The sequence below is a fragment of the Ruminiclostridium papyrosolvens DSM 2782 genome (assembly GCF_029318685.1).
GTDB lineage: Bacteria > Bacillota > Clostridia > Acetivibrionales > DSM-1351 > Ruminiclostridium > Ruminiclostridium papyrosolvens.
This window is the reverse complement of record NZ_CP119677.1, coordinates 720,904-740,037: the sequence shown is the minus strand read 5'-3', so window position 1 is coordinate 740,037 and position 19,134 is coordinate 720,904. Positions and strand designations below refer to the sequence as shown.

The window sequence follows — 19,134 nt, the reverse complement described above, 5'->3', positions numbered from 1 at the left end:
CTACTTCCGTAGAAAAACGGCTATAAATTATACATCCTTAGCCTGTATAAGGTAATTCCTCAATAATACCCAGCAGATATTTCTTGAATAGTGATAAATCAATGGCGTTAATCACACCGTCACCATTTAGATCAGCTGCCGTAAGACCATTTTCTACAGGCAAATCCGTAATTAATCCAAGCAAATACTTTTTCATCAGTGCATAGTCAGTTGCATCTACACCGGAATCTCCATTGAGGTCTCCGACAATTACAGTTATTGGGGTAAATTTGAACCAGTTTAAGTTGAATAAGTACCCGTTTCCTCCTGTAAACTTCAGATATACCTCATGCTTCCCACTCACACCGCTGATACTACAGGATGTATCTGCATAAGTCTGCCAATCTCCCGTTCCGGTAATAGGACATGTTCCTATTAAGGTACCGTTGATGCTGTCGAGATGAATCTCGATGTTTCCTCCGCTTGAGTTACTCGCTGCTCTTGCCTGAAATTTTTCAGCACCATTCCCAAAGTCAATGTTACTGTAAACAGCGTAATCTCCGTTCTCTATGTACCCGATATCTTCTCCTCCCTCGGAACAGGTTTCTGTTTGAACTCCCGATTGCTTATCGAAGCTTTCTCCTTCAATCTGCGCAAATGCCGACCTGGAGTCAGGGTTGGGAATGGCAGTCCCCCCGGTAATTTCAGGTCTTTCGTTCCATATGGAGCTTTCACCGTTTTCATTGACTGCAGTTACTGCAAAGTAATACTTTGTTCCGCTTTTAAGTTCTGAAACGGTGTATGGGCTTGCAGTAACGCCTTTTATTGTATTAGTGTACACACCTGGTTCCGTACCGTATTTGATATTGTATGAAGTTGCCCCTTTTGAGAGCCTGAACCAAAGCTTTATACTGTTATTATCGGGCTGGTGGGCATATAGCAATGGCGAGCATGGCTTATTCTCTGTTGTGAATGACCATATACCACTGGAAGATGCCGTGGAGTTTGCCAGATTTTTTGTATATGCTGTAACTCTCCAGTAATACTTGGTATCAGGATTCAGTAGATTGGGCTCTACGGTATATTTGTTATATATCATCCTGTCCCTCAGAATTACAGGGTTAGACATGTCTGCATTTGAAGACACCTCAAGCTTGTAGAAGAAGGCATTCCCGGAAGGCGTCCACGAAAGTACCGCTCTGTCTGAAACACCTGTTATTCCGTTTGCAGGAGCAGACAGGCTGAAGCTTACAGGCGAATTTCCTGCAGTCTTTGTAGTGAAATATTGTATAGGCCCGTTTATTGGTCTCTCTCCATTTGCATTTAGGGCGTATACCCTCCAATAATATGTAGTATTGTTTTCCAATGCTGTAGTAGGAGTATAAGTTGATGCCGTATTAGGGCCAAATTCATTTGTACCTGTTATAGTTGTAATTCCTGATTTATTTATTACCGGAGATGAAAGGTCACTGTTTTTGGAAACTACCAAACGATAAGAGCTTGCGTTATATGCTCTTGACCACAAAAATTTTGGTGTAACTGATTCATTAGGTGCATTCCGTGACGGCAGGTAAGGTCCGAATTGTCCGGGTACACCGGCATTTGCACCGGCTATAAAAGAATAAACGGCATCGTTTGAGACTGTTCGACTTCCGCCGGAATTTACTGCGGTAACATTCCAGTAATACTTTTGGCCTTCAGTTAAAGGTGCTGCAACCGTGTAGTTGGTATCGGCAATGCCCGATTGGTTGATGACAGGGTCGGACAAATCCTTGTTTACAGATACTTTCACCGTATAACTGGCAGCACCTTGAGCTGCCGACCAGGTAAGTGTCGGTGCTGTTGTAGTAACTTCCCCATCGTCAGGAGTCATTGGGTGGAAAAAGTTTGGAGCAGAATCAACCTTTTTCAAAACCACCAGCCATGAATCATTGGCTGCCGCATTGTTTATTGAAAAGCTTATGTTGGAAGTTGAAGAAGGTGTAATACTGGATTGGTATGTCAGACCGTTATTTTCACTTGAAGTAATTTTATATAGGTCTATCCTTACGTCCTTCCCGCTGTAAGGCTGATTGTTCAGGTTTACATTTATGGTACCTGCGGTTGTGCTTTTTGCGATGATAACCTTGCATTCATCAGTGTCTCTGCTGGCACAAGCTGTAATATCATCCCCTGTACTCGTTGAAACTCCCGCATAGTGTCCCGACAACTGAGAGAACATGTAATATACCCACCATATGGGCGTCCTGACAGCTCCATTTTGTTGACTGTTTCTGACAGTTGTTGTCAATATATCGCTCATGCCATTCCAGTTGCCTGATTTGATACAGCCCTTAATATTCTGGGTGATTCCTGAGCGCACTACATTGGCCATACTTCGTGTCCAATCAACAGCCGACGTTGACCAAGAGTTGTTTTCCTCCCATACCACATACTTGCCGTTGGTTTCAGGATATTTTGTCTGAAGGCTTACTATGGGATCCTTCCATTTATTTGTCTGAGTATATGACGCATATGTACTGCCTTCCCAGTATTCATGCCAGCAAGGTCCTTCCAAATCCATTTGGTTTTGACTGGAAAACGGTATGTAAAAATCCGCTATCCCTGAATAACCTACTGCACCGGGGCCGACTATAGGTATATAGTCCGGATAAACTTCCCTTACGGCTTCCCAATTGCCTTTGAATGTAGCTTCACGGCCTGTCCAATACTCGTTTGTAAGGTCTGCAAAGTCCGGCGTCGCTCCATTGTCCTTTAAATACTGAAGCACATCTTTTACATACTGCTTAAACCAAGCCTGATTTGTAGGAGCACCACCTCCCGGAGTGCCGTTAGGTGCTGTCCACGACGGATTAAGTCCAAGAAGGAAGTACCACTTCAATCCGTTTGCCTTTGCCCTTTGATATGCCTCCAAGCACCTCTGAAGCTGACTGTTTTCGTTGTTAAAACATGTACCATCCAAATCACCTACTCCTTGGAAGGTCTGGACTGGGATGGTCTCTCGGTTAAGAATGGGTCCAAGCATTTTCATCCTGCTATCCGGTATATCATAGTTAGGTGTGAGAATGTAGCCAAAGTTACTATGATTCACGGGCCGTAAAATGTTATTAAAATCCACATTCACAGTATCAGTTGACGCTGCCCGAACAAATCCACAGGACTGAAAAATCAGCACCAACACCAGAAAAGCTGCAAGTTTACGGCAAAATCCACAGTTGCCTTTTTTCATAAATTAACCTCCTCATTTTTCATTAGAAAAAACTTATTAATAAAAATTTCCCTCAAAGCATAAATCCGACCTTTGAGGGTTAATTAATTAAATTTTACCATATTATTCCATTTTCTTCAATTATCAGGGTGTGGGTTGGTAATTCATGCGCTCATATATTTTTCTTGCGATGTAATTATTTATTACTCCATTTCAAAAATACTTTCGCTGCAGGTTTATTTCGTACAGACTGGCCTTTATCAATAGCATTTAAACGTCCGTCTGCATGTTCGAAATTTTCTACCCAATTATATCCATTTGCCCATACAGACTCAACCCATGTTTTGTTTTGCAGTGCTCGAAACAGCCCTTCGTACATTCTGGCTTGCAGCAAAAAATCTTGTTTAATATTAGTCTGCACAGTGCAAGGTTCAAACCACTCCTTATTTCCTTGGTTCTGTGCGCTCTTGTAAGAAGAAGTAATAATAATTTTTTTCTGATATTTTTTATATAAAGTTTCTATTTTTCCCGTAAGGATTGGCTCTATTTCTCGTTGATATTCCTCTATTGTAGGATTTTCCTTGGTGCTATAAGGTTCTTGAAGTACTACATTAATATAGTCTAGTTGACCTGCAAATGACATTTTATCTACTTCATCCCATTGGGTTGTATACGTGCAAACAGCTCCTATTTTACCAGAATACACATTCCTGATATCTTTAATCAGTTTTTCCATACGCCCACCGCCAATACTATAAAAGGGATTTGATTGATATTCACCTATTATTAGCAAATCAACCTTGTATTCTTCACACCAATTGGCATATTCCAAGATATTTTTTTCATATTGCGCAAACCATTCATCCCAAAACTTATTTGCTTCAACATTATTAGGGTCAGAAATCCATTTTTGGGCATTGTTTTTTAGTAAAGAGCCAAAATACGCCCAGAATTTTGCAGACTCCTCATAAAATAGAGCCTCATTACTTTTTGCTTCATTAGACATCCAATCCTTTAGTAATTCATCATACATTATTTGAGTTTGAGCAGCTACCTTCATACCTCTAATTTTTGCTGCCTTGACAAAAGCCCCAAACTCGTTTTTTCTAATTTCTCGCATTATATTAGTATTTTTGTTACTGACACCGTCAATACGTATTGGATTTTCATTTGTATAGCTTAAGGTATTTATGTAGCTAACCCACTGAGCCCCATCTTGATGCATAGCTTGTATTGTAGGTTCCTGAAATACATTTGCCACATCATTATCATAATAGTCAAAACAGATAAACCCTGTTGACTTCTTTGCCAGAGCTGCATCTCCATTAACTGAAACTTTAATTGTCTTTACCGGAATATCACTACGTCCCTCTAGCCCAATAGAGATTGTGCAAGTTCCCGGTCCAATTCCATAAACCATGCCTGTCTCGTCAGCAAACGCAACTTTGGCATCGGAACTGGTATAAATAAATTTCTTAGCCATTTCGGGTGTTGGTGTCAAACTAGGAATAATTTGTGACTTTTCTAATACCCCTAAAAATACTGAGCTCTTATTGCTTGATATTTTATATGTTATATTTTTATCATTTTTCTGCTTTGCCGGCATACCAAGGTTAATAGTAAGATATACACTTTCTTTAAGAAAAGTTTCATAGTAACTGCCCAGAATCTGTTCTAAGCGCCTTGCAGATATACCACCATCTGCTTCTAATGGTATCTTCACACCATTAATCTCTTTTTTGTAAACAAGCTTATCATCTAAAAAGTAGAAACGACCATTTGAAACAATAACCTTATAGCACACTAAAACAGGTCCTGAGCCGAAATCTAAAAATAATCTCACATCTCCAGGCCATAATTGGTGCCATCCCAGTACTTTCCTCCCACTATAGTCATATCCAACCCACGGACTATTCTTGTCACTCTGTTTCATATCGCCGTAGGTCATTGCAGTCTCTACACCAATTTTCTTAGTAATTGCACTATGATTAGTATTAATGTAATATTGCCCTGTTTTTTTGCCGGAGGTTACTATAAAGTTCAACAGCTTTCCGAGCTCTGCCGGTTTAACATACATTTCATTACCTACGTAATATGAATTAATTTTAGTAGCTTTTTCATCAAGAAAATACTTTCCTTTAAAAAGTAACGCTTTTTGTGGTTTGTTGTTTTTTAAAGAAGCTTGGTTTCCTATAGACTTATAGGGAGTATTTGAATAAATATTAACAATTGCTTTTTTCTTGACTTCGCTAATATTGAATTGTCTGTCACTGCCATTTGCATAATACGCTATATCTCGCAACTTCAAGTATTGTTCATTTTTTATCTTAACTGACAACACAGAGACATTTTCGCCATTTACATTAATAATAATTAATTGGGGAGTAACAACTGGTTCTCCGGCAAAACAATTTGGTGGAAATAGCCCAATCATTAAACAGATTAATACAATTATTGAAATAAATTTTTTCATAATAACTCCTTATTTATTAAGTTATGTAATTTACAGTTTCAAGCTTTAGATTTTTTTGACACTAGTCGCTATCCTCATAAAACATTGTTCCCTTTGGTTTTTGGTAATGCATTCTTTTGCCTAGCATAAACAACTATTTTCCTCCTGCAAAGGTTCCATCCATTTCAAACAGCAGATTATCCCTGCACACGTCAGCAACCGTAATCAGTGCAGGCAGTTCAATATTCCGACTTTTGCAGTATTCAATGAATGCATCTACATACTCTGCTTTTTTTAAGAATACCGTTCCTTCAACCATGTTATTTAATTTCATTGAGCTTACATCCAACAAGGCATCAATCACGGAATATGTCTTATCTATCTGCAAGCCTATATCGTCAAGATACACTGTATTCCCCAAATCATCTATTGATGCCGTACCTGATAAATAAACATATTTGCTTGTCTTATTATCCAGCACAATAGCCCTTGAAAAAGCAGAACCGTAACGCATTGCAGACTTCTGAGCTTTGCCTGATTCACTTGAGTACTTGAACTTTTCGATATCTTTTGTTTTTACAGCCAGAATATCCGAGATTACAGTCAGACCATGTGGATTGCCACAGCTGATACCTGTGCTTGCAGGCATATATATTTCTTCTGTTTTATCAACAGCTACAGAGTCAGACCATAACCCGTTTTCTAGGAATATCCTTGTACGGGCTTTATTGAACTCATCGTATTGCAATAGAATATTATTCAAATATATCCATGTCCTTATAACATTTTTCAGCTCAAAATCGTATTTTCCAAGTACCTTAATCATTGATTGGAACATCTCATATGTCTGTCCGTAGTAGTCACTTTCTTTATTTCCATGAACGGTATGTACTAACATATAGTCCACAGCGTCAGTCTTATACAGCTTTCCGCAGACTATTCCGTTAAACTCAACATCCTCTATTTCTTCATTACATAAAATAAAACCATGTATGTTAATTCCTGAGACTCCTTCACCCCAATAAGGAGAACCTTCAATATAACTGAAACATTGGTTCTGAGTATTCAGTTTTAGTTCCTCGGCCCTTATTTTCTGAACATCATCATAATACTTGCCTGTTCCGAAAAACCTTTCATGAAATACTGTTATGTTATACTTGGTTAATATCTTATAGACCTTTTTGTATAGCAGTGAAGCAGTCTTCAGTATGTCTTGGTCTTTACTTTGATTTGCAATCGTAATAAAAACCTGCTTTGCGTCAACTGATTTTACGCTCAGACTATAGTTTTCATTTGATTCTTTAATCTCTATTATCATATTTTCCTCCTAATAATTATATTAGCTCAGGCAGTTTAAATACACGGTTCTGCTTTACTGTCGTATATCCCAAACCTTTTCTGCGCATTTCCTGATACAATGCAGCTCTTTCCTCAGTAAAACTCATTGGAGTCTCACGTCCGACTTAACTCATCCTGTAACAACTTTATTCTTTTTTTGTTACGTCAAATTGTGAGTAATGTAACTCATTACTCAAGAAAAAATAGCCCTTATGGTTCAGTAATACATGAGGAGGGATTGGCTTTCCTTAGAAGGAATTAACCTCGGTAATGTCCTTCAAGTCAAAAGATTTTCTATAGATATGCAGTATTTGCTTAGTATGTACCGCAGACAGATAAAATACGATGCAACAGTATGTATTTATAAACAGAACTTGTAATTATTCTTGCTATCTCAATAGCTGCGTTAATTGCAACAGTTTTGGGATATCCCTTGTATCTCAGGTAACGTTCATAAGCGTAAAAACAAGGGTATCAACAGCATACCCTAACTTACAATAACATATTTCCAGTTTTATTTATATTATTGATTATATTCCCCATTTTACCAGTTATCAACTATTTTTTTATTAATTTACTGTGATATTTTTTGATAATAATCTTTTCAAAATAGTTTAACAGTGAACTAGAGAAAATACTCGTTTAAAGATAATACCAAATTACAATTTTTACTATAAATGCAACAATTATGGTAAAATGTTATTATAATTAAGAACCGTCACCACTAAAGGATGGTCAATAGTTGCTACATAAAATCCTGATTTAACTTATACTCCTAATATTTAAAACCAATTTTTCCAGTGGCCTGTTTTTGAATACCAAAAACATATTTATGCTAGCTTTTTTAATGCTTACATGAAGCAAGTTTTTGTTTAATGTGCTTAAAAAATAAATTTTTTAACTTGGAGGTAAATATGAAAAAAAGGTTAGTAAGGAAAATTTGTATGCTTATGGCAATAGTGCTTATCCTACCTACAATTGCAGCACCAGTGTATTCATTCGAGTATGAAGGTGCAGGAGACTTGATTAAAAATCACACCTTTGACAACGGAATAAGCTTTCCTTGGCGTGTAGTTGAAGCTTACCCTGCAACAGCTGATTACAAAATTACAGAAGACGGTAAGTTAAAAATAACACTTTCAAAGATTGGTAATGCAGCAACCGGGGAAAGATGGGATGTTCAGCTCCTTCACAGAGGACTCACATTGATACAGGGGCATACTTACACTGTACAGTTCACTGTAACCGCTGATAGAGATTGTCTAATCTATCCTAAAATAGGTGATCAAAGCACTCCCTATGATGAGTACTGGAATCTGGATCAACAGTGGAATTTCCTGCAATTGAGTGCAAATAAGCCAACAACTGTAACTCAGACATTTACTCAGAAAAAGGGAGACAGGAGTAAAGTTGAATTTGCTTTTCACCTTGCCCCTGATAGAAGTATGGCTCCCTCCGAATATACCGGTATTTTCAAGCCATTAACATTTACTTTTGACGACATGTATATTAAGGACCCACAGTTTACAGGATATCCAAAGACTGCAACAGAGCCGACAAATGTTGTCCGTTTAAATCAAGAAGGATTCTATCCGAATTTCGCTAAGCTTGCAACAGTATTGACAAGCTCAGCAACTCCCATCAACTGGCAGTTAGTTAATCAAAAAGGTACAGTAGTCTTTGCAGGGAAATCAACTGTTAAGGGATATGACCATGCGTCAGGTGACAATGTTCATATTATTGATTTCTCAAATTACAGAACATCCGGTACAGGCTATAAGATAGTAACAGATGTTCCTGTGGTTAAGACTGCCACTAATCCGGCTAACAATGAAAGTATGCCTTTTAATATTGGTAACGATATATATTCCAAAATGAAATATGACTCCATAAAATATTTTTATCATCACAGAAGCGGTATACCAATAACTATGCCATACGCAGATGATGAACAATGGACTCGCCCCGCAGGACATTACCCTGACGTACTGTATCCGGACCCAGCAAAAAATTACAGTGCAAACTACAAACTGGATGTAACAGGTGGTTGGTATGATGCAGGAGACTTTGGCAAATACGTGGTTAATGGAGGTATCTCTACCTGGACTCTTATGAATTCATATGAACGGGCACTTTACTTGGGTGACACTTCAGTTACCCCGTTTAAAGACGGTTCATTAAACATTCCGGAAAGCGGAAATGGCTTCCCGGATATTCTTGATGAAGCTCGTTATAATTTGAATGCCTTATTGAACATGCAAGTACCAACAGGAAATGCTCTGGCCGGTATGGTTCATCACAAAGCCGGGGATGTGCGTTGGCAAGACCTTGCTATACGTCCCGATCAGGATACTACGAAGCGTTACTTACAACCTCCAACCACAGCTGCTACCTTGAATCTTGCTGCAATAGCAGCACAGGGTTCACGTCTCTGGAAGCAGTATGATGCTCATTTCGCAGCTAAGTGCTTATCTGCTTCCGAAACCGCATGGAATTCAGCTGTTGCACATCCTGACGTATATGCTCCTTCGAATGGCTACGCTGCTATTGGAGCTTATGGTGAAAACTATCTTAAGGATGATTTCTACTGGGCTGCTTGCGAGCTTTATGTCACTACAGGTTCTCAAAAATATCTTGATTACATAAAGAGCTCGCCTCACTATCTTCAGGAACCTTCTGAATTGACAGGCGGAGAGGAGATGGGACTCATAGGACCTACAGGATGTTTTGACGGGGATAATACTGCCGGCATGGGAACAATAACTCTCGCTCTTGCTCCTAATGGTCTGCCTGCAACCGATGTAGCTAAAGCCAAAGCTAATATCATAGCTGCTGCTGACAAGTTCATATCAATTGAACAGACTCAGGGCTATGGAGTACCTATAGAAGAAAAACAAGTATCTGATACATTAATCGGATACCCATGGGGATCAAATTCATTTGTCGTCAATAATGCAATTGTAATGTCATATGCTTATTTATTCAGTGGCTATGCTTCAACACACAAAAAATACATCAACGGTGCAATAACAGCAATGGACTATATACTTGGACGTAACCCCAATGTTCAGAGTTATGTAACAGGTTATGGCGATAACCCCCTTGAAAATCCACATCACTGTTTTTGGGCATATCAGGCAGATAACTCCTTCCCACATCCTCCTGCCGGATGTATGTCAGGCGGGCCTAACTCAAGTTTACAGGATCCATGGGTTAAGAGCTTAGGTTGGCAACCGGGTGAAATAGCTTCAGAAAAATGCTTTGTGGATAATATCGAGTCTTGGTCAACAAATGAAATATATACAAATTGGAATGCTCCACTGGCATGGATGTCAGCTTTTCTTGATGAACAAGCACCAGTTATTTGTGGTGGTACTCTCGGAGATGTCAACGGTGATGGAGAAAGAGATGCTATAGACTTTGCATTGATTAAGAAAGCTCTTTTAAACGGAGACACTACAATTCAGAATGCTGATGTAAACAATGACGGGAGTGTCGATGCTATGGACTTGGCATTGTATAAATCATTCTTGTTAGGAAAAGTAATTTTCTAGCAAAAGTTCAGCTCATATGCTCGGTTTTATTATTACCCCAATTTGCTATTATATGGTAGAATGGATATAAACATTAAATTACGGAGGTGTACCATGAAAAACAAAGATAGGCTTAAAGGGTTTTTTTCAGGAGTAATATTTTCAGTAATCATAGGAGCATTTACATTAGGTGTAACAGTTTTTGCAGCACCTGTGGAAAGTAAGCTGTCAGTAATTTATGATAACATTAAAATCTATGTGGATGGAGCTCTTTTCCAACCAAAGGACACTAACGGTAAAGATATTCAGCCTTTTATTTCAAAGGGAGTTACATATTTACCCGTTGCAGCTATAAGTAAGGCCCTTGGAAAAGATGTTAGCTGGGATGGAAAATCAAAGAGTGTTTATATAGGATTACAGCCTGATTCAAAAGCCAAAGAAGTAACGGTTTCCAATGTTACTGAACTGTTTGACGCACTTGGTCCTAATAAACATATTAAGTTGAAACCGGGAACTTATGATATTTCAGACTTGAATCCAAAATCCAAAAATGCAAATATATACTGGGAAAGTGTATACGATGGTAACGAATTAATACTCAATGGAATTAATAATCTTACGTTGGAAGGTTTGGGGGATAAACCCGTTGAATTAGTTGTCGAGCCAAGATACGCAAATGTTCTGACATTTAAAAACTCCAGAAAAATATCTGTAAAGAATATTAAAGCCGGACATACCATAGAAAAGGGTGAGTGTGTAGGAGGTGTATTTAACTTTGATTCATCAAAGGATGTAGATATATCAAAGAGCATTTTATACGGATGCGGAACCTATGGAATTATAGCTAATAATTCTGAGAACTTAAAGCTTACCGACTCCACCATTGAAGAGTGTACATATGGAGCAATGACTATATATAATTGCAAAAATTTCGCATTTACCAATAGTATAATCAGAAAGTGTGAGAACTTTAGTTTGATTGATATCAGCTCTTCAACAAATATTACATACGACAAATGTGAGATATCTGATAATACTTCAAGTGATGTTTTAGCGGTAAATTTATCTGATGGCATTAAATTCACTAACTGTAAATTTAAAAATAACAGCTCATTTGATCCTAAACTTTTCCCAAATGTTGATTTTACAGGAACTACTTTTCAATAATATAGACACATAGCCGATATTGAAATAACTAAGCCTTCAAGAAAGTTAATTTGCTTTCTTGGGGGCTTGTATTTTAAATCAGATATTATTTTATCAAATAATACAAGTAAAATTAATAATAAATTTAACTTTAATACTTTATTGGGATAAATTTCAAACTGTGTTATAATATTGTCAAATCTGTATTCGATAAAAGGTAAAGTAGGAGAACTACATATGTGGATATCTGTAATGACAATATTGATAAGTATTACGGCAATAATAATAAGTGCCGTAACAGCATTGTACACTATCAGAAAGGACCATGAACGTTCAAGACGTGAAAAGGCCTTGGAGCTTGTAATGCAGTGGAGTACAAACCTAAGTAATAATCGGAAGTCCAGTCTTGCCAGAAAGTATGTGGAAAAATTTGATGAGAAACAGGCAAGAAGTCTCATTAATCAGGAAGAAATTGTTTTTAATGAAAATGAGACGGAACTTTGCAGAAAAATCAGAAAACTATTGTCAGTGAACCCGGAAGTAAGTAAAGAATACGAAAGAAAATTGACAGTTGAGGAAAGTTCCGAACTTCGATGGATAATAATTTGCTATTTAAACATGCTGGAATCGGTTCTAAGTGCAAGTCATCATGGTGTAGCTGATATCAAGATAATCAAGGAACAGTTTCAATATTTATATAATCCCGCAAATGGTGACTACGTTTTAGAGAAAATTAGAAAAGCCTGCCCGGGATGTTATCCTGCAACAGACAATTTCTATGAAAACATTAAAAATAAAAGCAGCTCTGAAAGAGGCAAAGTTGCCTGATATTAATTGTCTGTATCTATATTATGTGTTGTACATTTATGTTATAATCAAATAAATTGCACTAATTAGTTATATTAGTCATACACAATTCATAACTATATAAATTAAGCATAATAAAAAAATTCTTGATAATCTTTATATGGCAGTATATTTATAAGTACAAATAGGAGATTGATTTATGAGAATACAAGAAATTTTTGCAAAGAAGAAGCCTGTGTTGTCATTCGAAATATTCCCCCCTAAAAGGGATTCTGAGCTAAAAGATATAGATGAGACTCTTGCTATATTGAGCAAACTAAGCCCAGACTTTATAAGCGTTACTTTTGGCGCAGGCGGAAGCTCCAATAACAACAAGACAATTGAAATTGCCAAGAAAATCAAGCATCAGTATGGTATAGAAACCTTGGTGCATCTTACATGTTCCGGCTATACAAAACAAGAGATTGACAGCTTTATTTCTATACTTAGTGAAAATGGTATTGAGAACATTTTAGCTCTCCGAGGGGATAAAAATCCAAATGTGTTGGAAAAGAGTGATTTTCAGTATGCTTCCGAATTAACCGGATATTTGAATAAGTCGGCTAATTTCTGTATAGCGGGTGCTTGTTACCCTGAATGCCACCCGGAATCCAAAAATAGAATTTCAGAAATAAGCCATTTAAAAGGAAAAGTTGATGCAGGCTCTGATTTCCTTATTTCACAATTATTCTTTGAAAATGAGTTTTTCTATTCATTTATAGAAAATTGCAGAATAGCAGGAATAAATGTACCAGTAACAGCCGGAATAATGCCTGTTATCAACAAAGCTCAAATAGAAAGAATAGTAAATTTGTGCGGAGCATCACTTCCAAACAGATTCAGAAAAATAATCAACAGATATGAAAATGAACCGACAGCACTTTTTGATGCAGGAATGTCATATGCTCTCAGTCAGGTTATTGATTTGTTGGTAAACGATGTGGATGGAATACATCTGTATACAATGAACAATCCTATCGTAGCAAAAAGAATCTGTGAAGGCATTAAGAATATTATTTGAGGAAAGTCAAAATATCAACTCCATTCTTTTTTTCTTGTCCCTTCGCCCAACCTCCTTATTGTATCTACGGCAAATTTTTTTAAATTTGTTAAGATATGCGGAACACTTTAATTCTATTTTACATATGTTAGTGTAGGGAAAAAGTTTTACTCTCGGCTAACTTAGAATTAAGGGTTAACATAATCAAATCACAGGAGGAATGGTTTATGAGCGATAATTTTATACAACTTAATTATTTACCCTTAGGCAAGAAAGGGAAAGTTAAAGCACTTATGTCTGATGGCCCCACCAGAAGAAGAATGCTAGATTTAGGGCTTATTGCAGATACAGAAGTTGAGGCTCTCCAAAAAAGCCCTTCCGGAGATCCAATTGCATATGACATTCGGGGCGCTATAATAGCCCTTCGCTCTGAAGAAGCATCCAAAATAATTGTAGAAACTTTATAACCATGAAAATTACTTAATCCAATAACTATAGGAATGGGGAGGTTTTTATGGGTTTAACAAAACAATCAACTGGTACAGGTGTACTTGTAAATGAACTTAATTTTGAACGAGTACATTCAGATGATAAGGTAATTGCCCTAGCCGGTAATCCTAATGTAGGAAAAAGTACTGTATTTAACGGCTTAACAGGGCTTAATCAGCACACGGGAAACTGGCCGGGGAAGACAGTTTCAAATGCCCGAGGAAAATATATACATAAAGACAAAACTTTTATAATGGTAGACATACCCGGTACATATTCATTAATGGCTAATTCTGCTGAAGAAGAAGTGGCAAGAGATTTCGTATGCTTTGGTATGCCTGATGCAACGGTTGTCGTAACAGATGCCACTTGTCTGGAAAGGAATATGAATTTAGTACTGCAAACTCTTGAGATTACAGACAAGGTTGTAGTGTGTGTAAACTTAATTGATGAAGCAAACAGAAAGAAAATAAAAATTGATTATGGTAAACTTTCTAAGCTTCTGGGTGTACCGGTTATACCTACGAATGCCCGTAGCAATAAAGGCCTTAATGAGTTAATGGATGCGGTATATAAGGTAGCTGACAATCATATATCCAGTAATCCTATACAGTTTAAATATGATGCAGTAGTTGAAGAAGCAATAAATATCGTCCAGCCAAAAATAGGGGAACTAGTTGACGGAAAAATTAACAGCCGTTGGGCTGCTCTAAAGCTTATGGATGGTGACTCCACCCTGTTAAAATCACTGGACAGGTATCTTGGGTTTAACCTTATGGATAATACAGAGTTACAGGAGCTTCTTATAAAAGCAAAAATACATTTAGTTGATAATGATATTGAAGCTAACCAGTTAAGGGATAAAATTGTTTCTCAGATTGTAACCACCGCTGAAGATATAAGCAGGAAAACAGTTAGTTATGATAATACGAAATACAATCAAACAGACCGAAATATCGATAGCATTCTGACTTCCAGAATTTTTGGTATTCCAATAATGTTAGGTTTGCTAGCTGTTATTTTTTGGCTTACTATAGCAGGAGCAAATGTTCCATCAGGCTTAATTGCTGATTTTCTTTTTTGGATTGAGGAAAAACTCACATTATTCTTTATGTGGGCAGGCTCACCCGTATGGTTGCATGGAATACTGGTACTTGGAATGTACCGTACATTAGCTTGGGTTGTATCTGTTATGTTGCCTCCCATGGCTATATTTTTCCCTTTGTTTACCCTTTTGGAAGATTTAGGATACCTTCCGAGAGTTGCATTCAATATGGATAACTTCTTCAAGAAAGCATGTACTCACGGTAAACAGGCTCTATCTATGTGTATGGGGTTTGGGTGTAATGCTGCCGGTGTAATAGGATGTAGAATTATTGATTCTCCTCGGGAGCGCATGATAGCAATTTTGACTAATGTTTTTGTTCCATGCAATGGCCGTTTTCCGACGCTCATAGCTATTGGCACTATTTTTGTTGGTGGAACCGTAGGAGGTGCCTTTGGGTCTGTTGCTTCTACTTTGGCTCTTACCGGAATAGTTTTAATTGGTATCTCAATGACACTACTTGTATCAAAGATACTTTCCAGAACAATACTAAAAGGTCTTCCATCATCTTTTACTCTGGAGCTGCCCCCATATAGGAAACCACAGGTTGGACGTATTATAATTCGATCAGTCTTTGATAGAACCTTATTTGTTCTTGGCCGTGCTGTTGCTGTTGCCGCGCCAGCAGGATTGGTTATCTGGATAATGGCTAATATTACTATTGGAGATATAAGTCTTCTGGCACATGGTGCCAATTTTCTTAATCCCTTTGGAAAGCTCTTGGGAATGGACGGGTATATACTAATGGCTTTTGTACTTGGACTACCGGCAAACGAAATAGTTATACCTATACTTATAATGAGCTATATGGCATCCGGCTCAATGGCTGAATTAGAACAACTATCAGATTTAAAACAGATTTTTGTTGCGCATGGGTGGACTTGGCTTACAGGTATTTGCGTAATGCTGTTTTCGCTTATGCATTTCCCATGCGGTACAACTTTGTGGACAATAAGAAAAGAAACCCAAAGCCTGAAATGGACACTTGCATCTTTTGCTATACCAACAGTAGCGGGTATTATTGTATGCTTTGTTGTAGCAAATGTCGTTCGTCTGTTTGGATTGGTATAGAACAAATACTATTTATGAGAATAAATATCTTTACCATGACAAATCCTGAGCGACTACGGTTGTGCTGCCAGCGCACCTCGTATTATGGCATTCTCAAGTGCCAAGGCAGCAGCAGTACCAACTTGTGTAACCACAGCATCCCTAGACATTTTACTTGTGTGCGTTCCCAGTGAAAGGCAGAAAATTGTATCACCGTCCCACTGAGTATTATTGGGAGATATTGCACGGGCCATTCCATCATTGGCAAGTTTTGCAACCCGGTTGGCTTCCGCCTTTGTTAGCCGCTCCGTAGTAGCTACTACAGCTATTGTAGTATTCATGTAATAAAGCTGAGTTGGAATACCTTCCATCATAGCTCGAGTCTGATTAATAAACTTTTTTTCTGAATTCAGGGCTCCAACAATAATACGTCCTTGATTCCATATATCTCCTAGTGCATTGACCACTGCCAAAGCTGCGACCACAGGACCGCCGGGAATTTGTATTGAGGCAGTACCAAGTCCACCTTTCATAGGAGTACCGTAAATCTTTCCGATTGTCGCTCCTGCTCCAGCACCCACATTTCCTTCAATCACCGGACCTGTATTTGCGGCCTGGCAGGCTGCATATGCCATGTCAGCATCTGGCGGCTTTACGCCTTTTGCATAAAGGAGATCAAATATAACCGCTGCCGGAACTAACGGCACATCGTCAATTTTATTTTCAACAATCCAACGCATAACCCCACCAGAAGCAGGAAGTCCAAAAAAACTTCCACCAGTGAGCAAGACACCATATACAGGATATTCTGAGGCACCCGGCCGAATGATATCTGTGTTCTGTGTACCGGGGCTGCCTCCACTTACGTCTACACCGGGGACTGCTCCATGGGGGCAGAGAATAACCGTACATCCTGTACGACCGCTTTTATCCTCAGCATTTCCCACTAGGATACCGGGAACGTCGGTAAGTCCTCCAACGGGTATTGGTTTCACTTCTTGGTAATTGCCTTTAATCAATTTTCTCACCCTTATATTGTAGTGATAAAACTGAATTTAATTCTGCATTCATTTACATCAAAAGGTCCTCGTGAATCGTACTTTTCAATTAGTTTATAAATACGTTCTTTTTCTTCAGATGGCATTTCATACACTATTTTATCTTCATCACAAATTTCATCATCACTGAGGAATTTATCAGCAGGAATAAAAACCGAACCATCAACATCAAGCATAAAGCGCGGGTCCACATTGTATATTTCGTTCTCTTTTTTTATAAATTGTTGTTCTTTCCTTTTATAAAGCCGCAGATATAAAGCTTCATCTTTCTGCCCGGCACCCTTATGTGCTCTCATCCCAAAGTGAAGCCCTGTACGCTGGCAAAGGTCATACCACTCTTTTGTAAGATATCTCATGCTTTCGCCTCCACCAAAACTGTAATTGCTGTTAAGAGGTAACACTAAACTCTTTATTTAAATTTAGAATTATCATAGTTGTACGGAATACTTGTCCCAACAACAACATCCTCAATTTTCTCAATAATAAGCCAATCATCCATATTCCCTTGATGTTCAAAGTTCAATGGCACAATAGGCTCTACGCCTTCAAATTCCACTAAGCATAAACATTTTCTATGCCAACGCTCTTTTTGTTTTTGAGAAAGATTGAGCTTTTCTTGGTTGTCCTCAAGCGTTTTAACAATTTCTTCCTCCGACAGTTTAACAAGGTTATGAACACTTTTTACCGTTGCTTTTGCAGAGATTCTGGCACTGCCTTTTTGCATAAAATAAAGTGTTTCACCCTCAAAAACTCTGCTATGCGGAATTTTCCTTCCCGCTGCTCCACGAACAACCATCGTTTTGAAGCCGTTCAAAATTTTATCCAATACTTTTTCCTTGTCATCACAATATACTAAATGTACCATTTACAGTTCTCCTTTTTTTACAACAGGAATCCATACTTCATATTTTGTATTCACCGGGTCAGCCGATAAGTATACTTCAATGTCAGGAGCATTTGCATACTCATATCCGGATGTTGGCAACCATTCTGTCACAATCCTTTTCTCTAATTCCTGTACGGTTTGAGCGGTACCCTCACCTGAAAATACAGCCCACGTTGACGGAGGCACAGTATATTCTTCCAGAGTATTATCAATTGATTGTGTACTGGCAACAGCAATAAAGTATCGCCAACTGTCCATATCATTGCAGGCACTTACACCAAGAAGTCCCATAGGTTCACTATTCATCATGCTTATCAGTTTTTGAATCATTCCATTCACAGAAGCTTTTTGCCACATCTGTGGCACAATTTCAAAGTTCTTTTCAATCTCATTTTGTAGTGGTTCCGCAATACCTACAATTCTAAAGGCATCTCTCTTTTCAATTCTGTAATCCATTTCCACAGCACCTTTTATGGTAATTTTGAAGCTGATTGGAGAAAATGATTTAAGAGAAACGCCACCTGCCTTTACAAGTGATGGTGCAACTCCATGAACACCCTGAAAAGCGCGGTTAAATGCCGTAGGTGAATCATACCCATATTTAAGTGCGACATCTGATATTTTCTCTTGGCAGCTCTGCAAATCTACCGCAGCCATTGTCATGCGTCTGCGGCGTATATATTCAGAAAGTGGCACATCCGCCATATACGCAAACATTCTCTGAAAATGATACGTTGAGCAGCAAGCAACCTTTGCAACCTGCTCATAATCAATATCATCAGCCAAGTGTTCCTCAATATAATTTATAGCACTATTCAAGCGCTCAATCCATTCCATCAATCCAACCCCTTATAAATAAATTATATCTTTACTGCAATATTTGTCCTCTCTTTTGATGCACAAAAATGAGAGAATATCTGTTTAGATTGGCAAAAATAAATTATTCTAAACATTACATAATATGCCATTAATTAACCTTACCCAAAATATCGGATGAATGTACTTATTTTACCATAATGCAGGGTGTTCATTTTATAGAAAGGG

General features: G+C 38.0%; 13 protein-coding genes. 6 read left to right on the top strand and 7 right to left on the bottom strand.

Annotated features, from left to right (window positions below; all coding sequences use genetic code 11):
* Positions 1-37 precede the first annotated feature (37 nt).
* From P0092_RS03480 to P0092_RS03470, 3 genes are all read right to left on the bottom strand, one after another.
* Entirely contained in the window at positions 38-3,208 is a 3,171-nt protein-coding gene (locus P0092_RS03480) for a carbohydrate-binding protein (RefSeq protein ID WP_004618893.1), read from the bottom strand.
* A gap of 175 nt (positions 3,209-3,383) precedes the next feature.
* The gene (locus P0092_RS03475; protein ID WP_004618894.1) at positions 3,384-5,660 is read right to left on the bottom strand and encodes a glycoside hydrolase family 113; all 2,277 of its coding nucleotides are present in this window, start codon (positions 5,658-5,660) and stop codon (positions 3,384-3,386) included.
* A 133-nt stretch (positions 5,661-5,793) separates the two neighbouring features.
* Positions 5,794-6,957 carry a RidA family protein gene (locus P0092_RS03470; RefSeq protein ID WP_004618895.1) on the bottom strand — a complete coding sequence of 388 codons (1,164 nt, stop codon included), beginning with the start codon at positions 6,955-6,957 and terminating at the stop codon, positions 5,794-5,796.
* A gap of 934 nt (positions 6,958-7,891) precedes the next feature.
* Between P0092_RS03470 and P0092_RS03465 the strand changes: the two genes are divergently transcribed.
* The 6 genes from P0092_RS03465 to feoB all read left to right on the top strand — a co-directional run bounded on the left by P0092_RS03465 (position 7,892) and on the right by feoB (position 16,167).
* Entirely contained in the window at positions 7,892-10,531 is a 2,640-nt protein-coding gene (locus P0092_RS03465; RefSeq protein WP_004618897.1) for a glycoside hydrolase family 9 protein, read from the top strand.
* 93 nt (positions 10,532-10,624) lie between these two features.
* Positions 10,625-11,677 (top strand): right-handed parallel beta-helix repeat-containing protein, encoded by a 1,053-nt coding sequence (locus tag P0092_RS03460; RefSeq protein ID WP_004618898.1) that lies wholly within the window; start codon positions 10,625-10,627, stop codon positions 11,675-11,677.
* Between the two features lie 216 nt (positions 11,678-11,893).
* Positions 11,894-12,484, top strand: a complete 591-nt coding sequence (locus P0092_RS03455; RefSeq protein WP_004618899.1) for a DUF4760 domain-containing protein — start codon at positions 11,894-11,896, stop codon at positions 12,482-12,484.
* 178 nt (positions 12,485-12,662) lie between these two features.
* Positions 12,663-13,523, top strand: coding sequence for a methylenetetrahydrofolate reductase [NAD(P)H] (gene metF / locus P0092_RS03450; protein ID WP_004618900.1), 861 nt, complete (start codon positions 12,663-12,665; stop codon positions 13,521-13,523).
* A 206-nt stretch (positions 13,524-13,729) separates the two neighbouring features.
* Positions 13,730-13,969, top strand: coding sequence for a FeoA family protein (locus P0092_RS03445; protein WP_004618901.1), 240 nt, complete (start codon positions 13,730-13,732; stop codon positions 13,967-13,969).
* Between the two features lie 47 nt (positions 13,970-14,016).
* Positions 14,017-16,167, top strand: a complete 2,151-nt coding sequence (feoB, locus tag P0092_RS03440; protein ID WP_004618902.1) for a ferrous iron transport protein B — start codon at positions 14,017-14,019, stop codon at positions 16,165-16,167.
* A 53-nt stretch (positions 16,168-16,220) separates the two neighbouring features.
* On the opposite strand, the gene P0092_RS03435 is transcribed toward feoB, so the two are convergent.
* From P0092_RS03435 to P0092_RS03420, 4 genes are read right to left on the bottom strand one after another with little or no spacing between them, the layout of a single operon-like run.
* Complete coding sequence (locus tag P0092_RS03435) at positions 16,221-17,174, bottom strand: P1 family peptidase (protein WP_242831752.1); 954 nt, start codon at positions 17,172-17,174, stop codon at positions 16,221-16,223.
* A gap of 2 nt (positions 17,175-17,176) precedes the next feature.
* Positions 17,177-17,560, bottom strand: coding sequence for a hypothetical protein (locus P0092_RS03430; RefSeq protein WP_004618904.1), 384 nt, complete (start codon positions 17,558-17,560; stop codon positions 17,177-17,179).
* 53 nt (positions 17,561-17,613) lie between these two features.
* The gene (locus P0092_RS03425) at positions 17,614-18,069 is read right to left on the bottom strand and encodes a hypothetical protein (protein ID WP_004618905.1); all 456 of its coding nucleotides are present in this window, start codon (positions 18,067-18,069) and stop codon (positions 17,614-17,616) included.
* Entirely contained in the window at positions 18,070-18,927 is an 858-nt protein-coding gene (locus P0092_RS03420; RefSeq protein WP_004618906.1) for an AraC family transcriptional regulator, read from the bottom strand.
* Positions 18,928-19,134: the final 207 nt, after the last annotated feature.